The 16,637-nt window shown below is 73.1% G+C and carries 13 protein-coding genes; 9 read left to right on the top strand and 4 right to left on the bottom strand.

Features of this window, described 5'->3' with window-relative positions:
• Window positions 1–16: 16 nt before the first annotated feature.
• Window positions 17–2,107: a PhoX family protein gene (locus tag BGK67_RS17595; RefSeq protein WP_069920982.1), complete on the bottom strand. Its 2,091-nt coding sequence runs from the start codon at window positions 2,105–2,107 to the stop codon at window positions 17–19.
• 294 nt (window positions 2,108–2,401) lie between these two features.
• Here BGK67_RS17595 and BGK67_RS17600 point away from each other — a divergent pair, with 294 nt between their 5' ends.
• Window positions 2,402–3,913 carry a VWA domain-containing protein gene (locus BGK67_RS17600; RefSeq protein WP_069920983.1) on the top strand — a complete coding sequence of 504 codons (1,512 nt, stop codon included), beginning with the start codon at window positions 2,402–2,404 and terminating at the stop codon, window positions 3,911–3,913.
• Between the two features lie 62 nt (window positions 3,914–3,975).
• Here the strand turns inward: BGK67_RS17600 and aspS are convergent, their stop codons facing one another.
• Entirely contained in the window at window positions 3,976–5,793 is a 1,818-nt protein-coding gene (gene aspS, locus BGK67_RS17605; protein WP_069920984.1) for an aspartate--tRNA ligase, read from the bottom strand.
• A 160-nt stretch (window positions 5,794–5,953) separates the two neighbouring features.
• On the opposite strand from aspS, the gene BGK67_RS17610 reads away from it, so the two are divergent.
• Window positions 5,954–8,101 carry a SpoIIE family protein phosphatase gene (locus BGK67_RS17610; RefSeq protein WP_069920985.1) on the top strand — a complete coding sequence of 716 codons (2,148 nt, stop codon included), beginning with the start codon at window positions 5,954–5,956 and terminating at the stop codon, window positions 8,099–8,101.
• 11 nt (window positions 8,102–8,112) lie between these two features.
• Here the strand turns inward: BGK67_RS17610 and BGK67_RS17615 are convergent, their stop codons facing one another.
• Window positions 8,113–9,054, bottom strand: coding sequence for an LppU/SCO3897 family protein (locus BGK67_RS17615; RefSeq protein WP_069920986.1), 942 nt, complete (start codon window positions 9,052–9,054; stop codon window positions 8,113–8,115).
• 490 nt (window positions 9,055–9,544) lie between these two features.
• Here BGK67_RS17615 and BGK67_RS17620 point away from each other — a divergent pair, with 490 nt between their 5' ends.
• The 6 genes from BGK67_RS17620 to BGK67_RS17645 all read left to right on the top strand — a co-directional run bounded on the left by BGK67_RS17620 (window position 9,545) and on the right by BGK67_RS17645 (window position 14,865).
• On the top strand, window positions 9,545–9,850 hold the full coding sequence (locus tag BGK67_RS17620; protein ID WP_069920987.1) for a hypothetical protein: 306 nt from the start codon (window positions 9,545–9,547) through the stop codon (window positions 9,848–9,850).
• A 102-nt stretch (window positions 9,851–9,952) separates the two neighbouring features.
• Window positions 9,953–10,870 carry a hypothetical protein gene (locus tag BGK67_RS17625; protein ID WP_141754029.1) on the top strand — a complete coding sequence of 306 codons (918 nt, stop codon included), beginning with the start codon at window positions 9,953–9,955 and terminating at the stop codon, window positions 10,868–10,870.
• Window positions 10,867–11,397 (top strand): hypothetical protein, encoded by a 531-nt coding sequence (locus BGK67_RS17630; RefSeq protein ID WP_069920989.1) that lies wholly within the window; start codon window positions 10,867–10,869, stop codon window positions 11,395–11,397. Before BGK67_RS17625 ends, BGK67_RS17630 begins: the two co-directional genes overlap by 4 nt.
• Before the next feature lie 19 nt (window positions 11,398–11,416).
• Window positions 11,417–12,877 carry a peptidoglycan-binding protein gene (locus BGK67_RS17635; RefSeq protein ID WP_244291245.1) on the top strand — a complete coding sequence of 487 codons (1,461 nt, stop codon included), beginning with the start codon at window positions 11,417–11,419 and terminating at the stop codon, window positions 12,875–12,877.
• Entirely contained in the window at window positions 12,874–13,569 is a 696-nt protein-coding gene (locus tag BGK67_RS17640) for an ABC transporter ATP-binding protein (protein WP_069920990.1), read from the top strand. Before BGK67_RS17635 ends, BGK67_RS17640 begins: the two co-directional genes overlap by 4 nt.
• A gap of 36 nt (window positions 13,570–13,605) precedes the next feature.
• Window positions 13,606–14,865, top strand: coding sequence for an ABC transporter permease (locus BGK67_RS17645; RefSeq protein ID WP_069923940.1), 1,260 nt, complete (start codon window positions 13,606–13,608; stop codon window positions 14,863–14,865).
• A 179-nt stretch (window positions 14,866–15,044) separates the two neighbouring features.
• On the opposite strand, the gene BGK67_RS17650 is transcribed toward BGK67_RS17645, so the two are convergent.
• Entirely contained in the window at window positions 15,045–16,028 is a 984-nt protein-coding gene (locus BGK67_RS17650; protein WP_069920991.1) for a pirin family protein, read from the bottom strand.
• A gap of 134 nt (window positions 16,029–16,162) precedes the next feature.
• Here BGK67_RS17650 and BGK67_RS17655 point away from each other — a divergent pair, with 134 nt between their 5' ends.
• Complete coding sequence (locus tag BGK67_RS17655) at window positions 16,163–16,603, top strand: hypothetical protein (protein ID WP_069920992.1); 441 nt, start codon at window positions 16,163–16,165, stop codon at window positions 16,601–16,603.
• The last annotated feature ends 34 nt before the right edge of the window (window positions 16,604–16,637 follow it).

The raw sequence follows: 16,637 nt of genomic DNA on the forward strand, positions 1-16,637 counted from the left end.
CCGGTCACCGGCCGGCTCAGACGCCGATGTTCTTTCCGTCCTTGCGCCAGACCGAGACGACGGCCGGACGGACGATCTTGCCCGGTCCGTCGGGCCACACGGACTGCGGCTTCTCGACGGACGCGCCGTCCAGCTCGCCCGGGTGCTGCACGGCCACCAGGACGCGCTTGTCCTGGATGATCGGACCGCAGGTCTCGGCGCCGCGCGGGACGGTCAGGAACTGTTTCAGCTCACCGCGGCGCTCACCGGCCGTCGCGACGCCGAACAGGCCGTCGTGCGAGCCGAGCTGGTTGCCGTCGGTGGAGATCCACAGGTTGCCGTGCGGGTCGAACGCCACGTTGTCCGGGCAGGAGATCGGGCTGACCCTCTCCTTCGGGAAGCCCGCGAAGTAGGTGGCCGGGTCGTTCGGGTCGCCGGCGACGAGGAACAGCCGCCAGGCGAAGCCGTCGCCGGCCGGGTCGTCGAAGTTCTCGGCGAGCTCCAGGATCTGGCCGTGCTTGTTCAGGTTGCGCGGGTTGGCCTCGGTGGCGCCTTCCTTGCCGGCCTTGCCGCGGTCGGTGTTGTTGGTCAGCGCGACGTACACGCGGCCGGTGCGCGGGGAGGGCTCGACGTCCTCGGGGCGGTCCATCTTCGTGGCGCCCACCTTGTCGGCGGCCTGGCGGGTGAAGACGTACACCTCCTCGGCGGTCATGCCCTCGACGTGAGAGACGTTGCCGGTGGCGAGCTTGATCCAGACGCCGGAGCCGTCGAACTCGCCGTCGGAGGGCGGCTTGCCGGAGCCGTCGAGCTCGGCGGGCGGGGTGTCACCGGTCAACTTGGCGACGTAGAGGGTTCCCTCGTCGAGCAGCGTGAGGTTGTGCTCCTTCGCCGCGCGGGAGCTGCCCTTCTTCATCTGCTTCGACGAGACGAACTTGTAGAAGTAGTCGAAGCGCTCGTCGTCGCCCATGTAGACGACCGGGCGGCCGTCCTCGGTCAGGCGGGGCTGCGCGGCCTCGTGCTTGAAGCGGCCCAGCGCGGTGCGCTTGCGCGGGACGGAGTTCACGTCGTACGGGTCCAGCTCGACGACCCAGCCGTGGCGGTGGGACTCGTTGGGCTCCTGGGCCACGTCGAAGCGCTTGTCGAACCACTCCCACTTGCGCTCGGTGGCGCCGGCGCTCACTCCGTAGCGCTTCAGGCGGGCGGCCTGGACGGGGTCGGTGACCTGGCCGGCGTTGGCGAAGTACTGGTTGAAGTTCTCCTCGCCGTGGAGGGTGGTGCCCCACGGGGTGGTGCCGCCGGCGCAGTTGTTGAGGGTGCCGAGCACCTTGGTGCCGGTGGGGTCGGCCGAGGTCTTCAGCAGGGCGCCGCCCGCGGCCGGGCCGGTCATCCTGAACTCGCTGGTGGCGGTCAGCCGGCGGTTGAGCTGGTGGCGGGAGACCGCGGTCAGCTTGCCGCTGCGGTGGTCCTCCTGGACGACGACCACGGACAGGCCGTGCGCGGCCCAGGCGATCTCGACCTGCTCGCGGGTCGGGTTGGCCGGGTCGTACGCCTTGAACATCAGCTGCTCGTCCGTGTACTCGTGGTTGGCCACGAGGAGCTGCTGGCGCTCGTACTCGTCACCGAGCGGGAGCAGGCTCAGGAAGTCGTTGTTGTAGCCGAACTGGCCGGCCTGGGCGGCGGCGGTCTGCCGGTCGGGGTTGAAGCCCGGGGCGCCCTTGATGATCGGGTCGCCCCAGCGGATGACCACGTTCTGCTCGTGGCCCTCGGGGATGGTGACCTGGTCGGCGGTGTTGGGGGCGACGGGCTTGAAGCGCAGACCGCGGGCGGCCTCGCCGCCCTTGCCCGCGGAGCCGGCGGCCGCGGCCTCGCCGGCCGGGGTGGCGTTGGCGGACTGGCCCGGGCCGCCGAGGGTGATGGCGCTGCCGGCGGCGGTGGCGACCGTCACGACGGCGGCGGTGCGCAGCATCGAGCGGCGGGAGTACGCGCGGGCTATGACATCGCCGGCGTACTCGTTGTCGCTGGTGTTGGGCACCTCGTGGAAGCATGCGTCGCCGCAGCGGTAGCGGCAGGTGAGGGCGGAACGGCCGCCCCCATGCGGGTTGCCGATGAGCGGCAGGAGCTTGCGCACGAGTGTCCTCCGAGTAGCTGCGTGGGCGCCGACAACGTGTCGGAACGATCCAGCGGTGAGGCTAGGCCCGGGTGGCGCCGCAGCGGCGGCGCGCGGATGAACGGCCGGTGAACCCGGCACGACGGAGCGGGAGTTCGGTCGGCCAGTGGGCGTGGCGGGGGACCGGACGCCACGAACGGCGCCCCTCCCGAAGATCCAGCCGGGCGGCCGATAACCTTACGTGTCCACTCTGGGCAGGGATCAACCGCGCAGCACGGACAAATGACGCACGCACACATGCGAAAGGCCTGGCCCATGGGTATTCGGAGCTTGTTGCGCAAGGTGTTCGGACGGTCTGCGGAACCGGTACCGGAAACGTCGGGTACGCCCTCGGCGGCCCTCCCGAGCCAGGCGGAACGCACTCCCCTGGACGCGGCGGCCGAACTGGTGGCCGCCTCTTTCGACAACCCCACCGTTCCACCGCAGTCCGCACCGCGGGACCGCGAGCCGGGCACGGTCCTGACGGCCCCGGCCCCGGACCCCTCCCCGGTCGCGGACCCCACGGTGCCGGAAGCCCGCCGCCCGTCGCCTCCGGCGGCCGCACCGCAGTCCGGGCCGGCGGCCCCGGACCCCGCGCCGGCGGCGGAGCCGAAGCAGGCGTCCGCCGAGGCCGAACCGGTGGCCGCTGAGGCCGAGGCCGAACCGGCCGCTGAGGCCAAGCCGGCGGCCGCCGACGCGGAGATCGCGGCCGAGCCCGCCGCGGAGCCGGCTGCGCCCGAGGCGGAGCCCGTATCCGCGCGGGCCGAAGCCGTCGCGGAGCCGGTGGCAGCCGAGGCCGAGGTCGTAGCGGAACCCGTCGCCGAGGCGGAGCCCGTGGCCGCCGAGGCGGAGGCCGAACCGGAGGTGGAGCCCGTAGCCGCCGAGCCAGAGGCGGAGCAGGTGGCCGTCAAGGCCGAGGCCGAGCCCGAGGCCGAGCCCGAGGCCGAGCCGGAAGCGGAGCCCGCGGCCGCCGAGGCCGAGCCGGAAGCGGAGCCCGCGGCCGCCGAGGCCGAGCCGGAAGCGGAGCCCGCGGCCGCCGAGGCCGAGCCGGAAGCGGAGCCCGCGGCCGCCGAGGCCGAGCCGGAAGCGGAGCCCGCGGCCGCCGAGGCCGAGCCGGCCGAGGCGGACGGCCCCGCGCATGCCGCGGCCGCGGTGCGGCGCCGGGCGCCCGGGGTGGCCGGGGCCTACAAGGCCGCCGGCCAGGTGCTCCGGAGCAAGGGCAGGGCCGGGGCGCGCGCCAAGGTGTACCTGGTCCTGGACCGGTCCGGATCCATGCGCGGGTTCTACAAGGACGGCAGCGCCCAGTACCTCGCCGACCACGCCCTCGCCCTCGCCGCGCACCTCGACGAGGAGGCCACCGTCCACACGGTGTTCTTCTCCACCGAGCTGGACGGCACCGCCGACCTGTCCCTCGACGGCCACGACGAGGCCTGGGTCGAGGCCCGCCACGCGGAGCTCGGCCGGATGGGCCGCACCAGCTACCACCTCGCCGTCGAGGCCGTCGTCGAGCGCTACCGGCAGGACGGCGGCGAGGGCCCGGCCCTGGTCGTCTTCCAGACCGACGGCGCCCCGGACAACCGGCAGCCCGCCAAGGCCGCCCTGGCCGAGGCGGCCACCGCCGCCCCCGGCCTGCACTGGCAGTTCGTCGCGTTCGGCGACCACGACAACAAGGCCTTCGACTTCCTGCGCAAGCTGGACGCCGAGAACGCCGGCTTCTTCCACGCCGGCCCGGCCCCGCGCGAACTGACCTCCGCCGCCCTCCTCAAGGGCATCCTGGAGCGTTTCTAGCCGGAACACGCCGAAGGGCCCGGGATCAGCCGATCCCGGGCCCTTCGTCACATCTGGTCCAACTACCGCGCGGCGTCCGGGTGGACGGCCTCGGCGACCGGCTTGGCGTCCGCCGGCTTCGTCTCCACGGGCTTCCGCAGCGCGATGTTCAGCTCGCGCAGGCGGGCCTCCTCCAGCACCGTCGGCGCGCCCATCATCAGGTCCTGCGCGTTGCCGTTCAGCGGGAAGGCGATGGTCTCGCGGATGTTCGGCTCGTCGGCCAGCAGCATCACGATGCGGTCCACGCCCGGGGCGATGCCACCGTGCGGCGGGGCGCCGAGCCGGAAGGCGCGCAGCATGCCGGCGAACTCGCGCTCGACGGTCTCGGCCTCGTAGCCCGCGATCTCGAAGGCCTTCAGCATGACCTCGGGCTCGTGGTTGCGGATGGCGCCGGAGGACAGCTCGATGCCGTTGCAGACGATGTCGTACTGCCAGGCCAGGATGTCCAGCGGGTCCTTCTCCTCCAGGTCCTTCATCCCGCCCTGCGGCATGGAGAAGGGGTTGTGGGAGAAGTCGATCTTCCCGGTCTCCTCGTCCTTCTCGTACATCGGGAAGTCGACGATCCAGCAGAACCGGAAGACGTTCTCCTCGAACTGCCCGGCACGCTTGGCGGCCTCGACGCGGACGCCGGACATGATCTTGGAGACCTCGTCGAACTCGCCCGCGCCGAAGAACACGGCGTGGCCGGCGGCCAGCCCCAGGCGCTCGGTGAGGACCTTGACGTTCTCCTCGGTCAGGAACTTGGCGATCGGGCCGGTCAGGGCGCCGTCCTCGCCGACGCGGACCCAGGCCAGGCCCTTGGCGCCCAGCGAGATCGCGTACTCGCCGAGGCCGTCGAAGAACTTGCGCGGCTGGGCGGCGGTGTCCGGGACGGCCAGGGCGCGCACGTGCTTGCCGGCGAACGCCTTGAACTCCGAGCCCTCGAACACGTCGGTGATGTCGACGAGTTCCAGCTTGGCGCGCAGGTCGGGCTTGTCGTTGCCGTACTTCAGCATCGACTCGCGGAACGGGATCCGCGGGAAGGGCGAGGTGACCTCGCGGCCGCCGCCGAACTCGGTGAAGAGCTCGGTCATCAGGCGCTCGATCGGCTGGAAGACGTCCTCCTGCTCGACGAAGGACATCTCCACGTCGAGCTGGTAGAACTCGCCCGGCGAGCGGTCGGCGCGGGCGTCCTCGTCGCGGAAGCAGGGCGCGATCTGGAAGTACCGGTCGAAGCCGGAGATCATCAGCAGCTGCTTGAACTGCTGCGGCGCCTGCGGCAGGGCGTAGAACTTGCCCGGGTTCAGGCGGGACGGGACGACGAAGTCACGGGCGCCCTCGGGGGAGGTCGCGGTGAGGATCGGGGTCGCCATCTCGTTGAAGCCGAGGGCCACCATCTTGGAGCGGATCGACGCGATGACGGCCGAGCGCAGCATGATGTTGCGGTGCATGCGCTCGCGGCGCAGGTCGAGGAAGCGGTACTCCAGGCGCCGCTCCTCGTTCACCCCGTCGTCGGTGTTGATGGTGAAGGGCAGCGGGGCGGCCGCGCCGAGCACCTCGACCTCGACGGCCTCGATCTCGATCTCGCCGGTCGGCAGCTCGGGGTTGACGTTCTCGGCACCGCGCGAGACGACCTTGCCGTCGACCCGGACGACGGTCTCCTTGGAGAGCTTGTCGAGGACCGCGGCGGCGGCGGTGCCGGGGCGGGCCACGAGCTGCGTGATGCCGTAGTGGTCACGCAGATCGATGAAGAGGATGCCGCCCAGGTCTCGACGGTTGTGCAGCCAGCCGCTCAGCCGGACGTCGGCGTTGACGTCAGAGGCGCGGAGCTCGCCGCAGGTGTGGGACCTGTACCGATGCATCAGTCATCCAGTTCTTCGCGTATACCAGGGTGGATTCAACCCTCACAAGGTTACCGTCCGGGCGGGGGGCGGGTCGGGCACGCCCGGCGGGCCCCCGCGATTGCGCGCGGCGCACGGGGCGAACAGGCACGTGGGACGGATGACCTGTAAAGATGACCGAGTGCGCACCGAGGACGTCCTGGCCGCGATCGCGACGGGTCTGTGGCGATGGGACAACGCCTCCGGGACGGTCACGCTCGATGGCGAGGCCGCCCGGCTCCTCGGGCTGCCCGCCGACCCGGTGGTGCTGCCGGAGGTCGCCGTGCGCTCGCGGTTCCACCCGGTGGACTGGAACGAGATCAACGGCATCATCACGCTGGCCGTCGCCGAGGGCACGCTCGCCGAGGCCCGGCTGCGGATCATGGACGAGGACGGACGGGGCCTGCGGACCGTGCGCAGCCGCTCCAAACCGGTGGAGAACCTCACCGCCGACGGCCGCGTCGACTACGAGCTGATCGGCACCATCCAGGAGATCGCCGAGCCGCAGCCCGGCACCACCGCCGTGCACACCCCGATCACCGGGGACTGGCGGCGCTCCCGCGAGGCCTTCCTGCTGGACGCCGGCCGCGCGCTGGCCGAGGCCCGCTCCACCGAGGAGGTGCTGCGGGTCGCGGCCTCCCTGTCCATGCCCGGCTTCAGCCCCGACGGACTGGCCGTCTTCGGCGTGGCCGGCGACCGGCTGTCGATCATCGGGCACCACGGGCACGACGTCGGGGACGAGGCCCCCTTCGCGGACATGCGGCTGGACACGGACTACCCGGCCGCCGAGGTCGTCCGCACCGGACGGGCGATCTACCTCCCCAGCCCCGAGGACTACAAACGGCGCTTCCCGGCCACCTGGCCGCTCGCGCAGCGCTTCGGGCGGGCGTCCTGGGCCTTCCTGCCCCTGATCGTCGCCGGGCGCACCATGGGGGCCTGGATGGCCGCCTTCAAGCACCCGGTGTCCTTCTCCCCCGACGAGCGGTCCGTCCTGACCACCGTGGCCCGGATGCTCGCCCAGGCCCTCCAGCGCGCCGGGGTGGCCGAATCCGAGCGGGAACTCACCACCGGCCTCCAGCGGTCGATGATGCCCCAGCTCGGCCCCGAGATCCCCGGCATGCGGCTCGCCGCCCGGTACGTCCCGACCGGCGGCGGGCTCCAGGTCGGCGGCGACTGGTACGACGTGATCCCGCTGCCCTCGGGACGGTTCGCCCTGGTCATCGGCGATGTCCAGGGCCATGACGTGCGCGCCGCCGGGCTGATGGGCCAGCTGCGGATCGCGGTGCGGGCGTACGCCTCGGAGGGCCACCGGCCCGACGCGGTGCTCTCCCGCGCCTCCCGCTTCCTCGCCGGGCTGGGCTCCTCGCAGGACTCCGACGATGACGAGGACCCGGACTTCCGGAGCCCCCGGTTCGCGACCTGCCTGTACGTGGAGTGCGATCCGCGGACCGGCCTGCTGGAGGTGGCCCGCGCCGGCCACCCCGACCCCGCGATCCGGATGCCCGACGGCACCGTCCTGATGCGCCCCACCGCGGGCGGGCTCCCCCTCGGCATCGTCCCCGACACCGACTACCCCACGACCCGGTTCACCCTGGAACCCGGCGAGACGATGATGCTGTGCACCGACGGGCTCATCGAGACCGGCGGGCACGACCTCGACACCGGCTGGGCGCGGCTGCGCGCGATCCTGGAGTCCGACACGCACGGCGCGGAGTCGCTGGAGAAGCTCGCCGACCTGCTCGTCCAGGCCGTGCACGGCCCGTCCTCGCACCACACCACCGGGCCGCTGGCCGACCGCCGCGAGGACGACATAGCCGTCGTACTGCTGTGCCGCGAGGGCGACGGCGCCGGCTGCGGCCCCGCGCCGCGGCACCCGGTCCGTCCGGCGCGCCGCACGATGCTGACCGTGGCCCAGGCCGAACCGGAGCGGATCGCGGGCGCCCGGCGGCAGATCCGGGAGCTGCTGCACGACTGGGCGGACGCCGACCAGGTGGACTCGGCGGTGCTGATGGTCTCCGAGATGGTGACGAACGTGCTCACGCACACCGACGGCGACGCGCTGCTGGTCGCCGAGGCGGTGGGCGAGCTGGGCGAGCGCCGGTTGCGCGTCGACGTCGCGGACGCCAGCGACGAGCTCCCGCACAAGCGGCAGCCGGGCGAGATGGCCTCCAGCGGCCGCGGGGTGCTGCTGATGGAGATGCTGGCCGACTCCTGGGGCGTGGACCCGCGCGGCGAGGGCAAGTCCATCTGGTTCGAGCTCCAGGAGCGCTCCAAGCGGCCCGACTCCTGACGGGGCTCGGGCTAGTCGCGTGCGTAGGAACCCAGGCCGACCAGGCAGTAGACGTACTGGTTGATGACGGCGCCGTTGAGGGTGTAGCGGTGGGAGAAGGCGTACTGCGTCTTCGGGTAGTCCTCGCAGCGGTCCATGTCGGAGGTCATGGGGATGCTCCCGATCACCCGGTAGTGGGCGTCGGCGGCCGAGCAGGGCACCTCCTCCACGTCGTCGACGCGCTGCGCCGTCGTCGAGTCCGGCAGGGTGCCGTTGAGGCAGGTGCCACGGTCGTACGGGGTGGGTGCGGCCTCCTGCGTCGGCTCGGGCTCCTCGGCCGGGGCGCTGTGGGTCGGCGTCGCCGGGGCGTAGGACGGGCTGTAGGACGGGCTGTAGGACGAGTACGAGGGCTCGGGGCCCGCCGAGTAGCTCGGTGTCGCGGAGCCGGAGGCCTTGCTGTCGGCGTTGTCCCCGGAGCCGGTCGCGGCGACGGCGACGAGCACGGCCGCGATGAGGCCGCCCACCACCAGGCACCCCAGGGCCGCGGGCTTGCCGCCGCCGGTCCGGCGCGGCGGGACCGGCGCGGCGGCGAACGGGTTGCCGCCGCCCGGCCCGGCCGGCTGCGTCGCGAAGGGGTTCCCGCTGCCCGCCGGTACCTGCTGCGTGGGCGTCGCGAAGGGGTTCCCGCTGCCCGGCCGGGCCGGCTGCGCCGGCGTCGGCGTCGGGATGGGGACGGTCTGCGCCGGCCCGGGCCCGGCAGCCGCCGGACGGGCGGACGGGGTCTGCCCGGGCGCCGACACGCGGACCCGCACGGGCACCTCGCCGCCGCCGGCCCGCACGCGGACGAGCTCGCCGTCCCGGGTGCCGGACGGGATGCGCAGCCGGGCCGGGCCGGTCGGGAGCGTGACGGTGAGGATCACCCCGTGGGCCGCCTGCTGCGGAGTGATCGTTACGTCGACTTCCTGCGAAGACACCAACTGCTCCTCAGGGCCGGGGCGTTCCGGGAAGGGTCTCCTCGGATTGTGGCCCGGCCCTGTCGGCGGACGCAGCCGTTCCGTCAAGACGGCGGGCGTGGCCGTGGGAGCCGCCGGGGCCGACGGCGCCGGGGAGCCGGGGAGCGGGGGGCCGGGGGCACGGCGGAAGCCGAGGGTGCGGACGCGCCGGGTAGCGAATATTTCCGGCCAACCCCGAAGCGGTCCCCGATCATCCGTTCGCGGAGAATCGGGGACCTTCGTATTTCCGTCCGGCTCTCTCCTGCGACGACGGGAAAATGGATCACCACGCCTGTGAACGTCCGTGCGGCCGGGGGAAGACGAATTCCGGCCTCTCTCGACCGGAACCCCGATATTCCCTGGCACGAGAAAAATGTTCGTGCCATCGTCTTTCTCCGGACCGGGGGGATCCGAACGCTGGAATTCCTCTCGGGCTGCACCAAGACGTGTCCGATCATCAAGAGGAGACAGCGTGCGCAAGGCAGCGAAGCTCAGCGCGGTGGCGCTTTCCACCGTTGCGATCGTCATGGGGTCGGTCACCGCCGCCCACGCCGGCGACTACACCGAGGACGGGGTGCGGATCCGCGCCAACTCCACGACCACGTCGGGGATCAACGGCCTCGGCTACCGGAGCCACACCATCACGCCCATCTGCTACAAGGCGGGCACCGTCATCAACGGCAACAAGTGGTGGGACAAGCACCGCAACAACAACACCAGCGTCACCGGCTACACCTCGATGACCCTGCTCACGAAGTGGGCCAAGACCCCCTGCTGATCAGGCGCCGCGCGTACCCGGGGCCGGGACCGCTGGAATCGGTCCCGGCCCCGGGCGCGCCGGGCAGTGTACGGCCCCCGTCCCACCACGGAAAGGCTGATCGTGCTCCACGCTCGCCAACGGCTGCCCCTGCTGATCGCCGGCGCCGTCGCGGCCGCGGCGCTCAGCGCCTGCACCGCCGACCCGGCGGGCCCGGAACAGGGCCGAGCGGCCGGGCCCTCGGCCGAACCGCCGGTCACCGTCACCCCGCGGCCGGACCCCGCGAACGCCGCGCTCCCCCTCGACGCCTACTCCTTCGACAAAGCACAGCAGAAGGTGATGGAGCAGGCGCAGGACATCCTCACCGAATCCTGTATGCGTCGCATCGGATTCGCCTCCTTCAAGAATGCAAGTACCTACGCCAACACCACCGCAAAGCCGACCACGAGCGGAATCGGCCTGGTGGACGCGGAATCCGCGAAGAAATCCGGTTACCGGTCCGGCGCATTACCGGACCGCGGATCGGAGGCCGGGACCAAACGCGACCCCAACGAGACGGCCGCCCTCTTCGGACCGCAGGACGGGGCACCGGCGCATCCCGGCGCCCCCGAAGGCGGCTGCTCGGGCGAGGCCACCCGCAAGCTGTATCCGAAGAGCACCGAGAGCGGCACCAAACTGCTCGACGAACTCGTCCAGCAGGCGGGCGACCGGGCCCGGGGCGACAGCCGGGTCACCGCGGGCATCACCCAGTGGAGCGCCTGCATGCGCGAGGCGGGCTTCCAGGTGAGCACCCCCTGGGAGCTCCAGCAGATGGAGGGCACCCGGTGGACCGGGCCGGTCACCTCCGAGGAGATCACCGCCGCCACCACGGACGTGTCCTGCAAGCAGCGGACCACGCTCACCGACACCTGGACGGCCGTCCTGACCGCCTACCAGAACGGCCTGGTCGAACGCCACAAGGAGGGCCTGGACCAGGAGAAGAAGCGCCTGGGCGAGCAGGTCAGATTCGCCCAGCAGGTCCTCCAGGACGGTTCCGCGTGAGGGCCCCGGCCGCCGCCCTGCCCGCGTCGCTGCTGGCTTTGGTACTGGCCCTGGCGACCGGGTGCACCGCGGCCGCCTCCGGGTCCTCCGGGGCGCAGGACCCGCCCCGCTCCTCGGCCGGCCCGGCGAGCGCGGACGTGACGCGGGCGTACGACACGTACTGGACCACCTGGCTCGCGGCGAACCGGACACCCGACCCCCAGGACCCGGGCCTGGAACAGGTCGCCACCGGAAGCCAGTTGCGGGAGCTGCGCGACAACCTCGCCCAGTCGAAGGAGGCGGGGCAGGTCCTGCTCGGCGAGGTCGGCCACCGCGTCACCGGCATGGAGACCACCGGCGAGCACACCCGGGTGCTGCACGACTGCGTCGACCTGGACCGCTGGCTGATCCACGATTCCGCGACCGGCCGGCCGATCGACCAGCTGGAGGACAAGCCCTCCCAGCAGGGCGCCTTCACCATGATCCGCGAACGCGAGGGCACCCCCTGGAAGGTCGGCTCCGTCGACGTACTCGGCGAGAACTGTTGAAACGAGAAGTGGGTTTCACGTGAAACATGAAGAGGAGGCCGCTCCCGAGGAGGCCGAGCCGACCGGCGCCGTCGGCGAGGCGGACGCGTCGTCCTCGCTCGGCAGCCGCCGCCGCATCCTGATCTGGGTCGTCGCCGGCGCGGTCGCGCTCACCGGGGCCGGGGTGGTCGTCGCCACCACCGTCCGCTCCCCCTCGCAGGTCGCCGCCGACGCCGCGCCGCCGCCCGCCTCCGTACTCGCCGACCGGGTGGAACGGCGGGTGCTCACCTCGTCGGTGGTCGTACGCGGCACCGTGACCGCCGAGCAGACCCTGACCGTCACGCCCGGCGCGGGCACCGGGGCCGCGGCAGGCGCGAAGCCCGTGGTCACCCGGGTCAACAAGCAGCCCGGTACGGCCGTGCAGGCCGGCGAGGTACTCCTGGAGGTCTCGGGGCGGCCCGTGTTCGCGCTGGCCGGTGCGCTGCCCGTGTACCGGGACCTGAAGCCCGGCGCCACCGGCAAGGACGTGGGACAGCTCCAGCAGGGGCTGAGGGCGCTGGGGCACCCCACCGGCGCGGACCCGGCCGGCACCTACGGCTCCGGGACCAAGGCGGCGGTCACCGCCTTCTACACCGCGCTCGGATACGCCCCGCGGCCCGCCGATCCGGCCGACGCGGAGAACGTACGGGCGGCCGAGGACGCGGCGGACACGGCCGAACGGCAGGTCACCACGGCGAAGAACGCCCTGAAGAAGGCCAAGGAAGGCGGCGGCGACGCCTCGGAGGCCCAACTGCAGCTCACCTTCGCCCAGCAGGACCTGTCCAAGGCCACGTCCCGGCTGGGCGCGGCCCGGGCGGCGGCCGGCCCCATGGTCCCGGCCGACGAGCTGCTCTTCGTCAAGGGCTTCCCCGCGCGGGTGGACGCGGTGAAGGCATCGGTCGGCGAGCCCGTCCCGGAGTCCCTGCTGAGCGTCTCGGCGGGCGCCCCGGTCATCCGGGCCTCCCTCCCGGCCCACCAGAAGGACCTCGTGAAACCGGGGATGAAGGTCCAGCTGCTGTCCGAGGCCACCGGCCTGAGCGCCACCGCCACGGTCGAGTCGGTGGCCGCCGACCCCACCTCGGCGGCGGCCGGGACCGCCCCGACGGGCGGCGCCGGCCAGGCCGCCCCCGACACCCCGCAGAATCCCGGCGGGTACGCCCTGACGGTCAAACCCGACCAGGCCCTCGACAACCAGCTCACCGGGCAGGGCGTACGGCTCACCGTGACCGCCGCCTCCTCGGGGGAGCCCGTGCTGATCGTGCCGCTGTCCGCCGTCTCGGCGGGCGCGGACGGCCGGACCACCGTCACGGTGCTCGGCAAGGATCCGCGGGCCCAGGGGGACCGGCGCCGGGTCGAGGTCCGGGCCGGGATGTCCGCCGACGGGATGGTCCAGGTCGATCCCGTCGGCGGGGGCGCGCTCGCCGACGGCGACCGGGTGCTGGTCGCCCAGGCGAGGCCATGACCGGTGCCGGCCTCCCCCCGGTCGTCCGCTTCGAGGGCGTCGGGCTCACCTACCCCGGCCCGCCGCCGGTCCACGCGCTGCGCCCCTGCGAACTGACCGTGGAGCGCGGCGAGTACGTCACGGTCGTGGGCCCCTCCGGCTCCGGGAAGTCGACCTTCCTGAACGTCGCCGGGCTCATCGACGCCCCCACCGGCGGCCGGTACCTGCTGGACGGCATCGACACCGGCGCCCTGCGCGACCGCGACCGGACCGCCCTGCGCGGGCAGCGCATCGGCTTCGTCTTCCAGTCCTTCCACCTCCTGGCGCACCGCAGCGCCCTGGAGAACGTGCTCCTGGCCATGGTCTACAACGGCGTCGCGCGGGCGGAGCGCGCCGAGCGGGCCCGTACCGCGCTCGACCGGGTCGGCCTCGGACACCGCACCGGCCACCTGCCGACCCGGATGTCCGGCGGTGAGCGCCAGCGCGTGGCCATCGCCCGCGCCCTGGTCGCCGGACCCTCGCTGCTGCTGTGCGACGAGCCGACCGGCAACCTGGACACCGCCACGGCCGACTCCGTGCTGGCCCTGCTGGACGAACTGCACGCCGACGGGCTGACCCTGCTGGTCATCACGCACGATCCGCGGGTGGCCGCGCGGGGCCGGCGGACCGTGTCCATCCGCGACGGGATGCTGGGCGAGGTCGTCCGCCGATGACAGCAGTGACCCGATGACAACAGTGAGGTGGAAACGGTGAGGTGGAATCGGAAGGACACCGGCGCCGCGGCCGGCATCACTCCCTCCCGGTTCTCGCCGCGCGACCTGCTCGCCGAGGCACTCGCCGGAATGCTCCAGCGGCCCGCCCGCTCCGCCCTCACCGGCCTCGGCACGGTGCTGGGCGTGGGCACCTTCGTGGCGATCCTGGGCCTCACGGCCACCGCCTCCTCGCAGATCGACAGCCGGTTCAACGCCATGACGGCCACGGAGGTCGGGGTCGAGGACACGGCGGGCCGCGGCGATCCGCAGCTCGCGCAGCAGGTGCCGAACGCCTTCCCCGCCGACGCGGACGCCCGCGCGGGGGCCCTGAACGGGGTCACGGCCGCCGGGGTGTTCTGGCCGGTCCCGCTCGGCGGCAGCACCGTACGGTCGGCCCCGGTGGCCGGGGCCACAGGCGAGCGGATCCCGGTGGTCGCCGCCTCCCCCGGCATGCTGCGCGCGGCAGGGCTGGCCCTCGGCTCCGGGCGGGGCTTCGACGACTTCCACGACGGGCGCGCCGAACAGGTGGCGGTGGTGGGCTCGGCGATGGCCGCCCGCCTGGGCATCACCACGCTCGAGAGCCGCCCGGCGGTGTTCATCGGCGACCACCCGTTCACCGTGATCGGCATCGCCACGGGCGCCGACCGCAAAGCGGACCTGCTGCTGTCGGTGGTGGTGCCCCGGCGGACCGCCGAGAAGCTGTGGGGGCCGCCGGACAACTCCCAGCGGGCCCGGATGCTGGTGGTGACCGAGCTGGGCGCGGCCCGCCAGGTGGCCGGGGAGCTGCCGCCCGCCCTGCGCCCGGACCATCCCGACTGGCTGGGGCCCGTACCGCCGCCCGATCCGCGGTCCCTGCGATCGGGGGTCACCACCGACCTGGACCAACTGTTCCTGCTGCTGGCCGCGATCTGCCTGGTCATCGGCGCGGTGGGGATCGCCAACACCACGCTGGTGGCCGTGCTGGAGCGGACCGGGGAGATCGGCCTGCGCCGGGCCCTCGGTGCGCGCGGCCGGCACATCATGGTCCAGTTCCTGGCCGAGTCCGCCGCCCAGGGCGCCGTGGGCGGCCTGGTCGGCACCTCGCTCGGCACGCTCACCGTCGTCGCGGTGTCGGCCCTGCGCGACTGGACCCCGGTGATGTCGCCCGCCACCGTCGCCGTGGCGCCGCTGATCGGGCTGGTCACCGGGGTCCTGGCCGGGCTCTACCCGGCATGGCGGGCCTCGCGCACCGAACCGGCGGAGGCCCTGCGCCGCTAGGCCGTCTCTTTCGGATCTTGCCGGTTAAGCCCGCGTCGTCCGGTGCCGTGCATCGGTGCGTTGGCGGGGCTCCCTTGTACTGGACGTACTCGGGCGCTCCGCCAACGCGGCGAGGTGCGGTGCCGGGCGGCGCGGGTCAGGCAAGATCCGGAAGAGACGGGCTCAACCGTCGCGCTGTCCTAGGAGTGCTGCTCCGCCGACTTGGTCCGCTCCCGGGCGGTGGTCGGGACGGTGCCCAGCCGGCCGGCCTGGAAGTCGTCGAAGGCCTGCTGGAGCTCGTGTCGGCTGTTCATGACGAACGGCCCGTAGTGCGCCATCGGCTCGCGGATCGGGCGGCCGCCGAGGAGGACGACCTCGAGGACCGGGGCGTTGGAGTCCTGGGACTCGTCCGCCCGCACCGTGAGCGAGCCGCCCTCGCCGAAGACGGCCGTCTGCCCGGTGTGGAGCGGCCGGCGGTCCTCGCCGACCGAGCCGCGCCCGGCCAGGACGTACGCCAGGGCGTTGAAGTCCTCGCGCCACGGCAGGGTGATCTGCGCGCCCGGGGTGACGGTCGCGTGGATCATCGTGATCGGGGTGTGGGTGATGCCGGGGCCCTCGTGGCCGTCCAGCTCGCCCGCGATCACGCGGAGCAGCGAGCCGCCGTCCGGGGTGGTCAGCAGCTGGACCTGGCCGCCGCCGATGTCCTGGTAGCGCGGGGGCATCATCTTGTCGGACGCCGGGAGGTTCACCCACAGCTGGAGGCCGTGGAACAGCCCGCCGGACACGACGAGGGACTCCGGCGGGGCCTCGATGTGCAGCAGGCCCGAGCCGGCGGTCATCCACTGCGTGTCGCCGCCGTTGATGACTCCGCCGCCGCCGTTGCTGTCCTGGTGGACGAAGGTTCCGTCGATCAGGTAGGTCACGGTCTCGAAGCCGCGGTGCGGGTGCCACGGGGTGCCCTTGGGCTCGCCCGGGGCGTACTCCACCTCGCCCATCTGGTCCATCATGATGAACGGGTCGAGGTACTGGTAGTTGATCCCCGCGAACGCGCGGCGCACCGGGAATCCCTCACCCTCGAACCCACCGGGAGCGGTGGTGACGGCCAGCACCTTGCGCGGGACGACCGCGGTCGGCTCGGCCACGCGCGGGAGCGTCAACGGATTCTCAACAGTCACTGCGGGCATGGTCAGGACCTCCTTCTGCGTCGAGTTTAGTTGAAACTCGAACTTTCTGCCACACCTGCGCTCAACGGAGGCCGCCCCCGGGGAATTCCCGCGCCGGAGCCAACCCCTGCGCGCGATCCCGCGTCCTACCGGTCATGATCGATTTATTCGGCGCCGATGACACGTCGGACAGCGGAGGACAGGGGGACAACCGCAGGTCAGGCCCCCTGTGGCGGCACGCCCTCTTCGCCCTGGGCGTCACCGCGTGCGGGCTCGCCCTCGGCTGGGCCGCCTCGGCCTTCCGGCTGGGACCCCCCGACTACGGCATCCCCGCCGCCGCCCCGGGCTCCCCCTGGGCGCTGCTCGCCGTCTGCGGCGCCGTAGGGCTGGCGGTGGCCGGGCTGCTGCGCGGGATCGCGGCGCGGATCCCGGTCTACGCGCCGGGCCGGGTGGCCTTCGTCCTGGTCTTCATGGGGACCCGGCTCGCCCTCGGCTTCCGCCCGGAGCCGGGACCACTGGCCGCCGGGGCCGCGGCGGCGGTGCTGGCCGCCGCCGTATGGGCCGGGTACGCCGCGTGGACCCACCGCCGGGCCTGACCGGGGCGGGCAGCACTCGGGCGGGGCGGGCCGT

The organism is Streptomyces subrutilus, assembly GCF_001746425.1.
Taxonomy (GTDB): Bacteria; Actinomycetota; Actinomycetes; order Streptomycetales; family Streptomycetaceae; genus Streptomyces; species Streptomyces subrutilus_A.

What these genes read in the sequence shown, in the direction of transcription:
- BGK67_RS17600 (WP_069920983.1), top strand. Translation starts at nt 2,402, where the DNA reads ATGGGTATTCGGAGCTTGTTGCGCAAGGTGTTCGGACGGTCTGCGGAA.
- aspS (WP_069920984.1), bottom strand. Translation starts at nt 5,793, where the DNA reads ATGCATCGGTACAGGTCCCACACCTGCGGCGAGCTCCGCGCCTCTGAC.
- BGK67_RS17640 (WP_069920990.1), top strand. Translation starts at nt 12,874, where the DNA reads ATGACCGGTGCCGGCCTCCCCCCGGTCGTCCGCTTCGAGGGCGTCGGG.
- BGK67_RS17650 (WP_069920991.1), bottom strand. Translation starts at nt 16,028, where the DNA reads ATGCCCGCAGTGACTGTTGAGAATCCGTTGACGCTCCCGCGCGTGGCC.
- BGK67_RS17655 (WP_069920992.1), top strand. Translation starts at nt 16,163, where the DNA reads ATGATCGATTTATTCGGCGCCGATGACACGTCGGACAGCGGAGGACAG.